This window comes from Flavobacterium galactosidilyticum (genome assembly GCF_020911945.1).
Lineage (GTDB): Bacteria > Bacteroidota > Bacteroidia > Flavobacteriales > Flavobacteriaceae > Flavobacterium > Flavobacterium galactosidilyticum.
In genome coordinates this window covers 1,509,146-1,525,821 of the sequence record NZ_CP087135.1, presented here as the reverse complement: position 1 = coordinate 1,525,821, position 16,676 = coordinate 1,509,146, and the positions used below count along the sequence as shown (strand labels likewise).

Below are 16,676 nucleotides of genomic sequence, written 5' to 3'. Positions count from 1 at the left end.
AAAGAAGTTAGCTTATCTGAAGAAGACGGAGATTCAGAACTTTTAGTTGATTTCTGTATTACTCGTACAAATTATTGGTTTGTTGAATCGGGTTATGATATGCAAGGTTATTATGAAATATATGATGTAGAAACTACAACAACTTGTTATTAAATCTGCTACTTAATTTTTTAAACTAAACCAAAAAGCAAATTGTTTTCTAGAAACAATTTGCTTTTAATAATGAAAATATAATGAAAATAAAACCTTTAGTATTTTTCTTCTTCCTGTCTCTAATAGGATATTCGCAAGCAGTTACAGTGAATTATTCGGAAAAAAGAATAATCAGTAAAGAAAAGCTGGAAGCTACACTGGAATTTGCTAGAAAGCATATTTTAGCATCGTATAATTATACTTTAAAATATCAGAATGGAATTTCGCTTTATGAAAATAGTTCCGAAACGAAAAATACCGAAAATTCAGTAAATGAAATTGCAAATGAAACAAATGATGGAGGGGGAGTTCATAAAAATACTGCTACTTATAGAATAACAGACAAAACAAAGGAGAAATACTACTATAAAGATATAGCTGGTAATGAACTACTCTTTAGGTTTTTTAATGGCAATAAAGATTTCTTTGGTAAAGATCATTTACTAAATTGGAATTGGCAAATCACCAATGAAACTAAAGAAATGAATGGTTTCACTTGTAAAAAAGCTACATCTGATGCGTTTGGTTATTTTTTTACAGCTTGGTTTACTGAAGATATTGCGATAAGTGCAGGTCCGGAAAAATTTGATGGACTTCCGGGGCTCATATTATATCTAAGCACAGGAGGAATTGAGTTTGTAGCCACTAGTGTGAAAATTGATGAAAATCCAATAATAATAGTAAAACCCGAAACACCAAAAGAAACCGTTACCATGGCGGAAGTAGAGAGTTTCGTAAAAGAGAAAGTAAGTAAATTGAAATCGAGTTCTACAACTACAGTAAATGGAAATACAACCACTACCAGATCTACGATTATTATAAAATAGGCTATACCATTTATGCGAATCATATTGTTTTTTTTTATTTTTTCATTCCTCCAAATTCAAAGTCAAACCAGTATAAAAGGAACAATAAAAGATTCATTGCAAAATCCAGTGTCACTTGTAAATGTACGATTGTATAATAAACTGGATAATGCACTTATCGATTTCAAACAGTCCAATAATTTGGGACAATTTGAATTGGTTTGTCCTGATGCTGAAACTAAAAGTTTTCTAGTCAAGGCAAGCTTTTTGGGATATAAGCCTTTTATTTTTGAATTTAGTATTGATGGTAATAGTTCAATTATTGAGAAAAACATTATTTTAAAAAATGATGTTGTAGCCATGAAAGAGGTTATCATTAAAGCTGATTTTCGGGATGTTGCTGAAAAGAACGATACTATTACATTTAACCTAAAAAGACTACTTAACGGATCCGAGCAGAAGCTAAAAGATGTCCTAAAAAAACTCCCAGGACTTAGCATAGACGACAATGGTAAGATAAAATACAAGGGGAAAAAAATTGACGATTTATTAATTGAAGGAGATGAATTCTATGGAAATCAGCATCAGTTAGCTACCGAAAATATAAAATCTGAAATGATTGAAAAGATAGAAGTTTTAAAAAATTTTCAAAATTTATCTTCTATCGTAGGATTTAATAATACAAGTAGAACGGCTTTGAATGTTTCTATAAAGGAAGCATATAAAAACACGATTAAAGGAGATGTTGAAGCCGAGTATGGCTATAAAAAGCGCTATAGACAACATACTAATATCTATAATTTTGCCAGTAAAGCTAAAGTTAATTTTATTTCAGATATTAATAATACTAACAATTTGGTTTTTACAGTCAATGATTATTTAGAATTAAAAAAAGGAGTTCAACGCGAAATATTAAACGAAACGGCTTCTAATTCAATGGCTGTAGAGGAAAATTTACCTTCGTTTTTGTTTTCTACGGATAATGTAAATAAAAAAGACATTCAATTTTATTCAGTTAATTTTAGCGACAAAATTTCAAAAACGAGTAAAATCCAAGGGTTTTCAATGTTGAATTATGTAAAACAAAGTGAATTTCTAAAGTCAAAACAAACTTTTTTTTGCTGGTAATGATATAGTTATAGATAAAAATTCAAATGTTGAAGGGGCATTGTTGTTTAATACAAATAAAATTCAATTTGAATCAAAACCCAATGAAAGAAACTATTATAATTATATCTTGACCGTAAATTATAATAAGGATAATCAAAATAGTGTTATTGATAATCAATCAATCTCAAATCAGACTAATTTTGATGAAAACAAAGGAAGTTCCAGTACTAATATTGGTCAGTTTTTTACACATAAAATAAAATTAAACAACAATTATTTATTTGAATATAATTTATTTAACGATTTTACAAGTTATCGTAAAAATATCGATTTAGAATCAAATGATTCTTTTTTGAACTTAAATTTCAAGGATGATTTTGCGGTTTTCCAAAAAACGGATGGGTATGCAAATTCTTTTGGGATTAATTCGAAACTTACAATTAAAAGTAAACTAGGGACTTTTACTTTAAATGCAGGCTCGTCTAACAATAATGAGTCCTTAACTATTTTTGTAAATGAATCTAATCCGGAATTTAATTCAGAATTAAATTTACTAAACACCAAGAACTATATAGGAACAAGTTTTAGCAAAAAAAAGGTCTATAAGTTTAATTATTCTATAGGATTTAGGTTTGTTCAAGCACAGTTCCAATATGATTTTAAAAAAGAAAACAACCTGACTTTTCTGCCTTTTGTAAATTTTTCTTATGAAATTTCTAAGAAAGCGAATATTAGTTTGAATTACAAAAGAGACTTTTCAAATGTTTCAATAGATAAAATTATGCCAGGTTTGTTTATTGAAGATTATAGAACTATTATAAAAAATGGTGCTGTTTTTTATGATGCGTTGCTGCCAAAAAACACAATAAGTCTAAACGGCGCTTATACGGATTTGCAAACTAATTTCATTTCTTTTTTTGGTCTGGTTTACACTAATAAATTAAAAGAAATAGGATTTAATTTCATAAACACAAACAACCTTTCTATTAGACAATATGATTTTATAGATTTAGATGATTCTTCGTATTTGTTTTTTACTCTTGAAAAAAAATTGAAAAGTATTCCTTGGTCAGCAAAATTAGAAACACTGCAATCGTACTCTAATCGGGAATCTTTCATTAATAATTTGAGCAATACCTTTAGTGCTGTTCAAAGTAGAGCAGAAATTAGTTTCTTGTCTTACTTTAAATCGAATGACTTCAATATGAATTTTGGTGGGGAATATCTTGTAAATAATTCAATCAATAATTCTAATAATGTAAAAAACACTTTAGGTAAAACTACAGCTTTTCTAAAACTAAATGGTTTAGTATTTAATGAAAAATTAAATTGGGAATTAGACTCTAAGTACATTTATTTCTCTTCTAATAATACACTGCAAAAATACATTTTAGAAATAAATCCTAGTATTCAATATAAATTCAAAAATTGGAATTTTACACTAAGAGGTGTTAATATTCTAAACATAAGGAATAATAATATTCGCTTAAAAGTTGATAACCAAAATTCTTATTTTGAGCAAACTCAATTTAGTTCATTGTCGGGGTTTTTAAACTTCGGTGTTTCTTTCTCATTTTAATCTAATTTCAAACTCTACCAATTGTGATTCATAATTATATTGAAAAGGAATTAAATTAAATAGTTCCAAAAAAATGTATCTTTGATATAAATACCAAATTTTAAAATGAACGGAACAGTAAATAAGGTAACGTTAATAGGCTATCTTGGCGACGACATCAAAATGCATTATTTTGAAGGAGGAAATTGTATTGGTCGATTTCAACTGGCTACAAATGAAGTGTACATCAATAAAACAACTAACGAAAAAATCACTTCTACGGAGTGGCACAACTTAGTTGTCCGAAATAAAGCGGCTGAACTTTGCGAAAAATACCTGTCAAAAGGAGACAAAATATATGCGGAAGGACGCATAAAATCACGTCAATGGCAAGCAGAAGATGGAAGTACAAAGCATACTAGCGAAATTCAAGTAACTGAATTTACTTTTCTTTCTACAAAAAAGGATAGCGAAAACAACAAAGAAATTCCTGCAGCTGATATCCCAAAAAACACTAATTTTGAGCCAGAAAAAAACGTCTTGCCAATAAATGACTTGCCGTTTTGATTGTCTAACTAATCTTTATCAATTTGGACCCAGAGCCCAGTTTGCCGTTTTTATATGCTATTGACACTAATCTAGCATTTGGAGTTTTAGGAATACTCCTTTTATTATTTTGCTCCGCATTACTCTCAGGTGCCGGAGTTGCTTTATTTTCTTTGTCACAAAATGACGTTGTCCAAATAACGCAGGATAACAATTCTAAAGGAACTTTAATTTCTAAACTTTTAGAAAAACCAAAAAAACTATTAGCTACACTTATGATTGCTAATAATTTTATCAATATTACTATAATATTATTCTTCTCCTTTGTTGGCGAAAATATTTTCGTAGCCATCACAATTCCGTTATTAAAATTTATTGTGGAAATAAGTTCCATCACTTTCTTAATAATATTGTTTGGAGAAGTATTACCTAAAGTCTATGCAAGCCGTAATGCAATAAAATTTGTAATGCTAGTGGCTTACCCTCTTGGTTTACTGGACAAATTACTTTCTCCTATTAGCTTACCAATGCGAGCGATTACGATTTATTTGCACAATAAATTAGGGAAACAAAAAACAAATTTCTCTGTCGACCAGCTTTCACAAGCACTTGAGCTTACTGGTTCTGATGAAACATCCACTGAAGAGCAAAAAATTTTAGAGGGCATTGTAAGCTTTGGTAATACAGACACTCGGCAAGTGATGAGTCCTAGAATTGATATTTTTGCGTTGGAAATAAACGAACCCTTTGTAGAAATTTGTCCAAAAATCATCGAGAAAGGATTTTCCAGAATTCCAGTATATCGCGACAATATAGATCAAATAGAAGGCGTTTTATATGTTAAAGATTTATTACCATATATTAATACTAATGATTTTGACTGGGCATCCCTTTTGAGAGAACCGTTCTTTGTTCCTGAGAATAAAAAGCTAGATAACTTATTAAAGGATTTTCAGAGCATGAAAAGCCATCTTGCCATAGTTGTGGACGAATACGGTGGAACTTCAGGATTAGTTTCTCTTGAAGATGTAATCGAGGAAATTGTGGGCGATATCAGTGATGAATTTGATGATGAACATATTAATTTTTCTAAAATTGATGATAAAAACTACCTATTTGAGGGAAAAATAAATCTAAAGGATTTTTATCGTATCATTGATGTTGATGAAGAATTATTCGAAAACAGAAAAGGAGAAGCAGAAACATTAGCGGGTTTTATTCTTGAAATTTTAGGTAATTTTCCAAAGAAAAACCAGAAAATATCGTTTGAAAATTGTCTATTTACGATAGAAACCGTTGACCAGAAAAGAGTTAAGCAAATAAAAGTAACGATTGAATAGGTAAAAATGATAAAAAAGATAATCGCTTTTTCGATAATAATTTCCGCTACATTCTTAAATTTTAGTTGTAAGAACGAAGTACTGCCAAAACCATCAAGTTATTTGCGATTGGATTATCCAGAAGCAAAATACATGAGTTTTGAAAATGAATGTCCTTATACTTTCGAAATGAATTCAGATGCCATTATCAAAAAAGAGACCGATTGTGGTTTCACGATTACGTATCCAAAAATGAAAGCGACCATTTATCTCACCTATAAACCAGTCACAAAAAATATTAATGAACTGTTGCGTGATGCGCAAAAATTGACTTATGAACACGTGATAAAAGCGGATGATATTCTGGAGCAACCGTATTTGAATTCAGACAAAAAAGTATATGGAATGTTTTATCAAGTGGAAGGAAATGCAGCTACAAATGCGCAATTTTACGCAACAGATAGTACAAAAAACTTCATAACTGCTTCCGTTTATTTTTATGCAAAACCTAACTATGACTCAATTATGCCAGCCGCAAGCTATATACAAAACGATATGCGACGGTTAATGGAGACTCTGAAATGGAAATAATTTGTTTATTAATATAATTCTATAAAGTGCAATAGCGCTTCAAAACAAAAAAACTTAAATCATCTCGATATTTTTCACAAAAAAAAAGCATTCGCGACTAACGAATGCTTTTTTTGTTTAAAGATTAAAAAAATATTAGATTTTCATATCCTTAACTTTATACGTTTTACCATCAGCTGCAGCTTCAACAACTTTAGTTAGCGTTTCAGTAGTTTGAACTGTTTTATCAAAAGACACCGTAGCTAATTTTGTATCAAAATCCACTGTAGCCTCTTGAACACCGTCAAGATCTGCTAAATCATCTTGAATCGTTTTAGCACAACCCATAGCACATGTCATTCCTTCAATAGCGAAACTTGCTTTTTGAAGATTAGCGGCTGCAATTTCTTTTTTAACTTTTGGAGCAGCAGCTTCAGTTGTCTCAGCCATTTCCTTTACTTCTGTTTCATTAGTTTTCTCCTTACATCCTACAAATAAAATACTTGCGAAAGCTAAAGTGAGTATTGATTTTTTGAAATTCATTTTAGTATAATTTAAAAGATTTAGTTCATTATTTATACTACAAAATTAATCAAAAAAAGACGGAGTATTTCACAAAATAGTTACAATTTTGGCCAAAATTATCTTTATGGAATCAAAGCATATAAAATGGGTGTATTTGACGGCTCTGTCTTTAGTCTGGGGAAGCTCGTTTATATTAATAAAAAAGGGACTTGTTGGTTTAAACCCATTACAATTGGGGTCTTTACGAATTATTTTCGCTTCTGTTTTTTTGCTTTTAATAGGATTTAAGAGTCTTCCAAAAATTCCAGCTTCTAAATGGAAATATATTGCTTTAACTTCACTTTTTGGCACTTTTTTACCCGCTTATCTATTTGCAATAGCTCAAACTGAAATTGACAGCTCAATAAGTTCTATTTTGAATTCTTTGACTCCATTGAATACTCTAGTTTTAGGAGCTTTACTATTTAGATTACAATTTAAGAGAAATCAAATATTTGGAATTCTAATAGGTTTAGCAGGAAGCATTCTACTTGTTTTAAATGGCGCTGCGAACCATCCAGAACAAAATCATTATTATGCCATCTTAGTTTTAATTGCTTCAATATGCTATGCCTTAAATGTAAATTTAATAAAAAGACATCTACATGATTTAAGTCCGGTTAGTATTACAACGGGTAATTTTACCGTATTATTTATTCCTGCTTTTTTAGTGTTGTTTTTCTCCGGTTTTTTTGACGTAGCTCAAGAAGTACAGGTGCAAAAATCCGTTTTATTTATTATTATTTTAGGGGTTGTTGGAACAGGAATTGCAAATATATTGTTCTTTAAATTGATCCAGATGTCATCGCCTGTTTTTGCCACTTCTGTCACTTATTTGATTCCGGTAGTTGCTTTTGGATGGGGACTATTAGATAACGAAGCTCTTACTCCTATTCAGTTTTTTGGAGCTTTCATAATTCTTATTGGCGTTTATCTATCCGCTAAGAAGTAGTTTTCATTATTCAGTAAACAGTATTCGGTTTTTAGTAGGAAGTCTGTAGTTTTTAAAACTTTAGGTGCTAAAAAGTGATTTATATTTTGAGCATAAAACAACAAAGGCTATCTATATAGACAGCCTTTGTTTGCTAATTCTGAAATTGATTATAGAAAATCAGCATCAGAAACACCTTCATTGATTTTTACATCAGACATTTTTATGTCTAATTCAAAACCAACATTTTGTATAATATTAAAAGGTACTTTAACTCCTTTTACTTCTTTGTAATCACTATAATTAGTAGTTTGAGTAATACTCTTTCCACCTTGTTCCATTATTTTAGATTCTGCCAGTTTTAAACCTGAAGTAACATCATAAAACAATGTTGTTTTGCCATTTTTGATAGCATAAGCGTCTTTACCATTGATTGATTCGATGCTTTCTACTGTTAATCCCGTTTTTTTAGCAAGAGATAATTCTTCAAATGGTACAGCAGCCGCTTTCATTTCTGCAAGTGTTACCCCTTCAATATTTTGACGTTGTCCTTGTTGCATTACATAGCCACCTTTGTCATTTAAAACTTGTTTCATCAAGCTCATCGTTCCCATCGCTAATTCAACCATAAGCTTTCCTTTAGCATCAATTTTTGAAGTAAAACTTAACGGAGATGGCGCTTGAGGAATAGTTGTCGTACCGCTCATAGCAATTGTTTTTACCGCCGAAGCTGCTTTTTCTCCACCAATAACTTTTAGGTAATTATCTATAACGCTTTTTGCTGTTACTCCAGCTGGAACCGGTTTTTTGAATTCTGGTTTAGCAGTTGGATTACCGTATTTGTCAAAGTAGAAAACTGGCATTTTGAGTTTTTCTAAACCAGGTGCTACATCCGATGCTTTTCCTACGATTACAATTCTACTATTATCTATTAAGAAATATTTATTCGCAACTCGCAAAACATCATCTGCAGTTACTGCGCTAATATTTTTGATGTAGTTTTCGTAGAAGTCACCAGGCAAACCTTGTGATTGAATTCTTAATGCATATCCGGCAACTGTTTGTGGTTTTTCAATTTGCATTACGAAACGACCAATATATCCCGCTTTTACGCTAGCTAACATATCTTCAGCAACTTTTTCAGTTCTGATTTTCTTATATTCCTTCATTATTTCAACAACCGCACTATCCGTTACAGCGTTACGAACCTGTGTCGAAGCACTGAAAGTAGAAACACGTTTGTCACCATTAATAGATGTTCCAGCGCCATAGGTCCAAGCGTGAACTTCTCTTAAATTCATATTGATATAACTGTTAAAATCACCACCAAGGATTTGGTTAGCTATCAAAACAGCAAAATAATCAGGGTCAGTCATTTTAAGATTAGAGATATTTACAACAGCAATTTCAGACTGAACTGCGTTTGGCATATCAATAACGTTAATTTGAGTTTGTGCAACATCTTTTGGGTCATTATAAATAACAGAAGGAGCAATTGCTTTCTTCCATGAACCAAAGAGTTTCTCAACCATTTTCTTGGTTTCCTTAAATTTTACATCTCCTACAATAATAAGATAGGCGTTATTGGGAACAAAATAGGTGCTGTAATTTGACTTTACATCTTCTAGAGTTACATTTTTAAGTGTAGCTTCACTTAAATATTCTCCCGAAGGATGATTTTTACCGTAAGTCAAAACGTCGACAACACGTCTAGCGACAGCAGATACACTTTTCTCATTAGCTTTTAAGCCTTCAATAAGTTTCTCTTTTTCTTTGTCGAATTCTGCTTGAGTAAAATTTGGATTTAATGCACCATCGCCCATCAATTCTAAAACTCTACCTGAATATTTAGATAAGGTACTTGCTGAAGCCCCATTTGAACCAAATTTGATATTTGCACCTAAAAAATCTACTTCTTCGTTAAAAGCTGTTTTAGAAATTTTAGAAGTTCCGCTACCTAATAACGTGCTTGTCATTTCAGCAACTCCTTTTTTGTCCCCTTGAATGTACGGATCATTATCTAAGGTAAGACTAAAAGATACTCTAGGTAATTTATGGTTTTCGACAACCATAACTTTTAACCCATTTTTTAACTCAAAGATCAATGGCTTTCCAATTTGTACTGTCGGAGCTACTCCAAGTTTTGGCTGAGGGATGATTTGTCCTTGCATAATTATCGTTAGGAACAAGCTTGATAAAATTAATATTGATTTTTTCATTTTGATATATCTTAGTTTTGGGCTTTATCTTTTGATGGAACATAATCCAAAACTAATCTCTGGTTTGGATTCAAATATTTTTTAGCAACATCTCTAATCTCTTCGCGAGTAATAGAATGATAAATATCAATTTCAGTATTGATTAAGTTTACATCACCATACAATAAATAAAAAGAAGCTAAATTATCTGCAATTCCTTCGATAGTTGAGTTATCATTTACATATTGGTTTTCAAATTTATTTTGAAGCTTCTGTAAATCCTTTTCAGAAATTAATTCGGTTTGTAGTTTTACAATTTCCAAGTCCATTTCTTTAAGAATATCTTCTGCAGTATTTGGAGCTTGAGGCAGGCCGTAAATAATATAAGTACCATAATCTTCTTGACTAATACTAAAAGCACCTATTTGTAAAGCCATCTTCTTATCGTCAACAATTTTCTTGTACAATCTAGAACTTTTCCCATCAGTTAATATTGAAGAAATCAAATCTAACACTCTTGCATCTCTAGTTTTCATAGAGGGCGTTCTATACGCTGTTACAATTGCAGGTATTTGAATGTTAGCATCTTCAAATTTAGCTCTAATTGTTTGAGTAATTGGCTCTTCAACAAAAGTTTCTCTTTTAATAGCAGCCCCTTTTTTGATAGGTCCAAAATATTTTTGAATCCACTCTTTAGCTTGTTCTTTTTTAAAATCACCCGCTACAACTAAAACAGCATTGTTAGGAACATAAAATTTCTTGTTGAAAGCTTGAAACTCTTCTAATGTAGCAGCATCTAAATGATCCATAGAACCGATAGTGGCCCAACGATAAGGATGTTTTTTAAATATATTCTTTTTTACTTCTGCAAGAAAACTTCCGTACGGCTGATTATCAACACGAAGTCTTTTCTCTTCTTTTACTACTTCATTTTGCGTTGACACTCCAATTTGGTTAATAATAGGGTGCAACATTCTTTCAGCTTCCATCCATAATCCTAATTCTAAACCATTAGACGGAAAAACTTCATAATAGTATGTTCTATCGTCAGTGGTATTAGCATTATTCACTCCACCGTTACTAGTAACAATCTTAAACCATTCGCCGCGTTTTATATTCTCCGTACCTTCAAACAGTAAATGTTCAAAAAAGTGTGCAAAACCAGTACGTTCTGGATTTTCATCTTTCGCACCCACGTGATACATAACAGATGTAATTACTGTAGGAGCGGACGGGTCATTGTGCAAAATAACATGTAAGCCATTATCCAACTTGTACTCCTCAAATGTAACTTTCTGAGCAGAAGCCACTCCTCCTAGCATAAACAAAGCACCTAACGCCATTAATGATTTTTTCATAAGGTTAATAATTTTATTGATATCCTGAATAAGTAGCGCTTTTCTGTTTTTGTTACATCAAAAAAGGACACGTAACTCTACTTTAACAATTGTTCATCTCTACTTTCTCGAGTAAGATATTACAACACAATAAATCAGCCTATTAGAGATAATCAATATTTTTTATTTTACAGATTGCAAGTTAAATTTATAATTGTATATTTGCAACCTTAAAAATTATTAAAACAATTCAGTATGTATGCAATCGTAGAGATAGCAGGGCAACAGTTCAAAGTAAGCAAAGACTTAAAGGTTTATGTTAACCGTTTGACTAATGAAGAAGGTTCAAGTGTTTCATTTGACAAAGTTCTTTTATTAGATGACAACGGAGCAATCACTTTAGGCGCCCCAGCTATAGAAGGTGCTTCAGTAGAAGCTAAAGTGTTACAACACTTAAAAGGAGATAAAGTTATCGTTTTCAAAAAGAAAAGAAGAAAAGGATACAAAAAGAGAAACGGTCACAGACAATATCTTACTCAAATTGTAATTGAAGGTATTACTGGTGCAGGTGCTAAAAAAGCAGCTCCTAAAAAAGCAGCAGTTGAAGCAAGCACAGAAGAAGCAGAAGCTCCTAAGAAAAAAGTAGCTAAAGCTAAAAAAGAAGATACTAAAGAATAATAACAAAATAAACTAATACGTCATGGCTCACAAGAAAGGTGTCGGTAGTTCGAAGAATGGTAGAGAATCAGAATCAAAACGTTTAGGCGTTAAGATTTTTGGTGGTCAAGCTGCTATTGCTGGGAACATCATCGTAAGACAAAGAGGTTCAAAACACAATCCAGGTGAAAATGTTTACATCAGTAAAGATCACACACTACACGCAAGAGTAGATGGAGTTGTTAAGTTCCAAAAGAAAAGAGACAACAAATCGTATGTATCTATACTTCCATTTGAAGTTGAAGCATAATTGAATTGTTTTCGAGACAAAAAAAACCTTTAGAGAAATCTAAAGGTTTTTTTTTATGGAAATTTGAGCGACATATTATATTTTAATTGAGTCGCCTCTAGCATAACAAACTGCTTCTAAAAAAGAACACTCAATACTTACAATCTGAGATTGGATTAAAAAATACTGACTCGTTTATTTTAGACATAAAAAAACGCCCTAAATAGAGCGTTTTAAGCATAATAACAAGTTATTTTAGAAGCTTTTTAAGTTCCTAGTGGCCGCGACAGGGTTCGAACCTGCAACCCTCAGAGTCGAAATCTGATATTCTATCCAGTTGAACTACGCAGCCAATTTGATTTTAGATTATTGACTAATAATATTAGATCTGTGATTTAAAATTGTTAATCAACTGATACCTAAACCAATAATTTCTTTACAATTGTAGAAATAGTTTTTCCTTCTGCTGTTCCACCTAATTGTGTCGAAGCTAATCCCATTACTTTTCCCATTGATGCTATTCCTGACGCTCCAGTTTCAGCGATGATTTTTGCAATTACTGCTTCAACTTCTGTTTCTGTTAATTGGGCTGGTAAGAATTTTTCGATTACTGCGATTTGTGCCAACTCTGGTTCGGCCAAATCCAAACGGTTTTGCTCTGTAAAAATTCTAGCACTTTCTTTACGCGTTTTTACTAATCTTTGTAGCAATTTTACTTCGTCATCAGCAGAGATTTCCTCTTTTGATCCTGATGCTGTTTGTGCTAATAATATTTCAGATTTGATAGCTCTAAGTGCCTCTAATGCTACTGTATCTTTTGCTCTCATGGCGGCTTTAATATCGTCCATGATTAATACTGATAAACTCATTGTATTTTGAATTTTAGATTTTTGAAATTGGATTTTCCTTTTTTTAAGCGACACTTTAAGCGGAACACTAAAGTACTGCCCCAGATGTAAATGAAAAGCCTTTTTATGAGAAAATGTATTTTTTCTTGGACTTATAAAGCGACTTTAGAAGCTCTTTTAAGTACTTAGAAAAAAGCATTTTCGATAAAAAGCTTGTAATATCAGCTGGATTAAGGCCCGACAAATTTAGAAAAATTTACTGGAACTGACAATATATTGAGCCCCTCTAATTATATAAAAAAATAACCCGAAAATTAAATTGAATTTTCGGGTTATTTTTTTTAAACTTGAATTCATTAATCTACATTGTCATGTAAATAGGAATTATTTGAACGCAATTGCAAATCATTATTACTGTCAGTACCAACAGAGATTCTTGAGTTTGAATTGTTTGCTTGATTGTTTGATATATCTATTCCTAATCGTTTGTAAGCAGGCTCTTTTTCGTACTCATCTATCTTAGAAACATTGTTATGAAACTTATAGTTGAATTCTTTTAGTTTTTTACGTCTCTCATCTGCACGCATACGCAATGACTCTTCAATAGTCATTTCCATAGGAGAAATTGGTTCGAAATCAGCTGCTGTATGTACTGATTTCTCTACTTGCTTCATAGTGATGTTCAGTTCAGCTGGGATTACAACTTCAGGGGCTTTTGCAACTGGCTTCGCTGTAAATTCAGGCTCTTCGTCCATAAACTCTTCAAGAGAATACTTGATGATACCTTTGTCACTCAACTCAGTTACAGGAACAAATTGTACTGCATCATTGACTTTCATATCATGAATATCAGTCGTTAATTCGAATGCAACTTTTTTTTCTTGCACTTGCTCGACAGGCTCACTTTTGAAAAGTGGCAAATCAAAAGAAAAAGCAGTTTGCTCTTGTCTCTCGATCACCTTTGGTTGTGGTACTTTTACTTCAGCTGCAGGTGAAGAAATTGTAAAATCAATATCTGTAATTGGAGAAACAATTTCGAAAGTAACATCTAAATTTTTGATAAATTCAGACATAACCACTAAGTCATCTTTTACGACTGTAGGCTCTGTAACTACTGGCTCAGGAGCGAAAACTGGTGCAGGAGCTACAACTGTATCTTCTAATAGATCAAATACTACTCTTTCAGTTGAATTTGAAATTGGCGTTTCAGTATTCAAATCAAATGCAGTGACCGATTTATTACTTAGGTTATAAACACTTCTTTGTTCATCCTCCAGTGTATGGATTATTTTTTTAGGCTCTGTATTTACAATTTCATTTTGTTGCTCGATATCAAATCCTGTTGCAATAATTGTAACTGCAATAGAATCCCCTAGCGACTCATCCTCACCAACACCCATGATTATATTAGCATTGTGACCTGCTTCTACTTGGATATGGTCATTGATTTCACCAATTTCATCAATTGTAATTTCATTAGTACCAGAAACGATAAGCAACAATACGTTTTTAGCACCTGTAATTTTATTATCATTTAATAAAGGTGAATCTAAAGCCGCAATAATAGCTTCCTTAGCTCTGTTCTCGCCTGCAGAAACAGACGAACCCATAATAGCAGTTCCGCTATTAAACAATACCGTTTTAGCGTCTCTTAAATCGATATTTTGAGTGTAGTGATGTGTAATTACTTCAGCAATTCCTCTTGAGGCTGTTGCTAAAACTTCATCTGCTTTTGAGAATCCTGCTTTGAAACCAAGATTACCATATACTTCTCTTAACTTGTTGTTATTGATAACGATAAGCGAATCCACTTGCTTGCGCAATTTTTCGATACCAATTAACGCTTGTTCCTGACGTACTTTGCCTTCAAATAAGAAAGGTAATGTTACAATTCCTACCGTAAGAATATCTCTTTCTTTAGCTAATTGTGCAATTACCGGCGCAGCACCAGTTCCAGTTCCACCACCCATTCCTGCAGTAATGAACACCATTTTAGTATTGCGGTCCAACATTTTTTCAATATCAGAAATACTTTCAATAGCCGATTGCTGTCCTACATCAGGGTTTGCTCCAGCACCAAGTCCTTCTGTTAAGTGAACTCCTAACTGAATTTTATTGGGCACAGAACTACTCTGCAAAGCTTGAGAATCCGTATTACATACGATAAAATCTACGCCTTTTATTCCCTGCTTGAACATGTGATTTATAGCGTTACTTCCGCCTCCACCTACACCTATAACTTTTATTACATTTGATTGATTCTTTGGTAAATCAAATGAAATACTTCCAAATTCTGAGTCGCTCATCATTTTATTTGGTTTTTGAAATTGCTATATTATTAATTCTTATTTTTTTTAGACCTAACCTTTTATTCTGCATTATCTAAAAAGTCTTTGATCTTATCTACGTAACGATCAAAGAAATTGCGCTGAATTCTATTAACTGTAGAATTTTGCTTTTCATTCGAAATTTGCTCCTCCTCATCTTCGTGCTTATAAACCTCTTCAACTGGAGCTTGAACAACAGCCGGTCTATAAACAGGTGCTTTTGGTTGCTCAATAGCATCTAATCTAACCGCACTCTGTGTGTTGTTCTCAATACTTTTCATTACAAGTCCTACTACAGTTGCATATAAAGGGCTTGAGATTTCCTCGTCTGAATTTCCAGCTAAATGCTCATTTGGATATCCAATTCTTGTATCCATTCCCGTTATATACTCCACTAATTGCTTGATGTGCTTCAACTCTGCTCCACCACCAGTAAGTACAATTCCTGCGATTAACTTTTTACGTGGATCTTCATGACCGTACGCTTTTATTTCTGTAAAAACCAAGTCAACAATTTCTACAACCCGAGCATGAATTATTTTAGAAAGATTCTTCAAAGAAATTTCTTTGGGCTCTCTCCCTCTCAATCCAGGAATAGAAACAATCTCGTTGTCTTTATTTTCTCCCGGCCAAGCTGAACCAAATTTTACTTTCAATAATTCGGCTTGTTTTTCAATTATAGAACATCCTTCCTTAATATCATCAGTAATTACATTACCTCCAAAAGGGATTACGGCAGTATGACGAATAATTCCATCTTTAAAAATGGCTAAGTCAGTAGTTCCTCCTCCTATATCAATCAACGCAACACCTGCTTCTTTTTCTTCCTGACTTAACACCGCATCAGCTGATGATAATGGCTCTAATGTTAATCCTGATAATTCAATTCCTGAACTTTGAATACATCTACCTACATTACGAATTGATGCTGCTTGCCCAACCACAACGTGAAAGCTTGCTTCTAATCGTCCGCCATACATTCCTATAGGTTCTTTTATCTCAGATTGACCATCAATTTTAAATTCTTGAGGTAAAACGTGGATAATTTCTTCCCCAGGCAACATAGCCAATTTATTAACTTGATCTATCAAGAGTTGAATATCGTTTCCTCCAATTACTTCTTCAGGATTGTGTCTACTAATGTAGTCTGTATGCTGAATACTACGAATGTGTTGACCGGCGATTCCAACTACCACATCTTTTATTTTATAACCAGAGTTATTCTCTGCTTCTAGAACTGCTTGCTGTATAGATAGTATGGTTTTAGTAATGTTATTTACAACACCTCTGGCCACTCCCAAACTTTTAGATTTTCCAATACCTAAAATTTCAAGTTTACCATATTCATTCTTTTTACCTATCATGGCAACTATTTTAGTTGTCCCAATATCTAGACCTACTGCAATATTCTCTTTTTCCATTAT

The 16,676-nt window shown here is 32.4% G+C and carries 15 protein-coding genes and 1 tRNA gene; 9 read left to right on the top strand and 7 right to left on the bottom strand.

Annotated features, from left to right (window positions below; genetic code table 11):
• Positions 1-233: 233 nt before the first annotated feature.
• From LNP27_RS06625 to gldD, 6 genes are all read left to right on the top strand, one after another.
• Positions 234-1,019, top strand: a complete 786-nt coding sequence (locus LNP27_RS06625) for a GLPGLI family protein (protein WP_229943813.1) — start codon at positions 234-236, stop codon at positions 1,017-1,019.
• Positions 1,020-1,031: 12 nt separating this feature from the next.
• Complete coding sequence (locus LNP27_RS06620) at positions 1,032-2,126, top strand: peptidase associated/transthyretin-like domain-containing protein (RefSeq protein ID WP_229943812.1); 1,095 nt, start codon at positions 1,032-1,034, stop codon at positions 2,124-2,126.
• A 43-nt stretch (positions 2,127-2,169) separates the two neighbouring features.
• Positions 2,170-3,687 carry a hypothetical protein gene (locus LNP27_RS06615; RefSeq protein WP_229943811.1) on the top strand — a complete coding sequence of 506 codons (1,518 nt, stop codon included), beginning with the start codon at positions 2,170-2,172 and terminating at the stop codon, positions 3,685-3,687.
• 105 nt (positions 3,688-3,792) lie between these two features.
• Positions 3,793-4,233 (top strand): single-stranded DNA-binding protein, encoded by a 441-nt coding sequence (locus tag LNP27_RS06610; RefSeq protein ID WP_229943810.1) that lies wholly within the window; start codon positions 3,793-3,795, stop codon positions 4,231-4,233.
• Between the two features lie 23 nt (positions 4,234-4,256).
• Positions 4,257-5,552, top strand: a complete 1,296-nt coding sequence (locus LNP27_RS06605; protein WP_229943809.1) for a gliding motility-associated protein GldE — start codon at positions 4,257-4,259, stop codon at positions 5,550-5,552.
• 6 nt (positions 5,553-5,558) lie between these two features.
• Positions 5,559-6,122, top strand: coding sequence for a gliding motility lipoprotein GldD (gene gldD, locus LNP27_RS06600; protein ID WP_229943808.1), 564 nt, complete (start codon positions 5,559-5,561; stop codon positions 6,120-6,122).
• A 135-nt stretch (positions 6,123-6,257) separates the two neighbouring features.
• Here the strand turns inward: gldD and LNP27_RS06595 are convergent, their stop codons facing one another.
• Positions 6,258-6,644, bottom strand: a complete 387-nt coding sequence (locus LNP27_RS06595) for a heavy-metal-associated domain-containing protein (protein ID WP_229943807.1) — start codon at positions 6,642-6,644, stop codon at positions 6,258-6,260.
• A gap of 106 nt (positions 6,645-6,750) precedes the next feature.
• On the opposite strand from LNP27_RS06595, the gene LNP27_RS06590 reads away from it, so the two are divergent.
• Positions 6,751-7,617 (top strand): DMT family transporter, encoded by an 867-nt coding sequence (locus tag LNP27_RS06590; RefSeq protein ID WP_229943806.1) that lies wholly within the window; start codon positions 6,751-6,753, stop codon positions 7,615-7,617.
• A 149-nt stretch (positions 7,618-7,766) separates the two neighbouring features.
• Here LNP27_RS06590 and LNP27_RS06585 read toward each other — a convergent pair whose 3' ends face one another.
• Together LNP27_RS06585 and LNP27_RS06580 are read right to left on the bottom strand one after the other, a co-directional pair.
• Positions 7,767-9,815: an insulinase family protein gene (locus LNP27_RS06585; RefSeq protein ID WP_229943805.1), complete on the bottom strand. Its 2,049-nt coding sequence runs from the start codon at positions 9,813-9,815 to the stop codon at positions 7,767-7,769.
• 11 nt (positions 9,816-9,826) lie between these two features.
• Positions 9,827-11,152 carry a M16 family metallopeptidase gene (locus LNP27_RS06580; RefSeq protein WP_229943804.1) on the bottom strand — a complete coding sequence of 442 codons (1,326 nt, stop codon included), beginning with the start codon at positions 11,150-11,152 and terminating at the stop codon, positions 9,827-9,829.
• Positions 11,153-11,386: 234 nt separating this feature from the next.
• Between LNP27_RS06580 and rplU the strand changes: the two genes are divergently transcribed.
• Both rplU and rpmA read left to right on the top strand, forming a co-directional pair.
• Positions 11,387-11,809 carry a 50S ribosomal protein L21 gene (gene rplU / locus LNP27_RS06575; protein ID WP_229943803.1) on the top strand — a complete coding sequence of 141 codons (423 nt, stop codon included), beginning with the start codon at positions 11,387-11,389 and terminating at the stop codon, positions 11,807-11,809.
• Positions 11,810-11,831: 22 nt separating this feature from the next.
• On the top strand, positions 11,832-12,098 hold the full coding sequence (rpmA, locus tag LNP27_RS06570) for a 50S ribosomal protein L27 (protein WP_026709571.1): 267 nt from the start codon (positions 11,832-11,834) through the stop codon (positions 12,096-12,098).
• Positions 12,099-12,355: 257 nt separating this feature from the next.
• Here the strand turns inward: rpmA and LNP27_RS06565 are convergent.
• The 4 genes from LNP27_RS06565 to ftsA all read right to left on the bottom strand — a co-directional run bounded on the left by LNP27_RS06565 (position 12,356) and on the right by ftsA (position 16,673).
• Positions 12,356-12,429, bottom strand: a tRNA-Arg gene (locus LNP27_RS06565).
• A gap of 67 nt (positions 12,430-12,496) precedes the next feature.
• A complete protein-coding gene (locus LNP27_RS06560; RefSeq protein ID WP_229943802.1) occupies positions 12,497-12,946 on the bottom strand; it encodes a GatB/YqeY domain-containing protein in 450 nt (149 codons plus the stop codon).
• Between the two features lie 335 nt (positions 12,947-13,281).
• Entirely contained in the window at positions 13,282-15,234 is a 1,953-nt protein-coding gene (gene ftsZ / locus LNP27_RS06555; RefSeq protein ID WP_229943801.1) for a cell division protein FtsZ, read from the bottom strand.
• A gap of 59 nt (positions 15,235-15,293) precedes the next feature.
• Entirely contained in the window at positions 15,294-16,673 is a 1,380-nt protein-coding gene (gene ftsA, locus LNP27_RS06550) for a cell division protein FtsA (RefSeq protein ID WP_229943800.1), read from the bottom strand.
• Positions 16,674-16,676 lie beyond the last annotated feature (3 nt).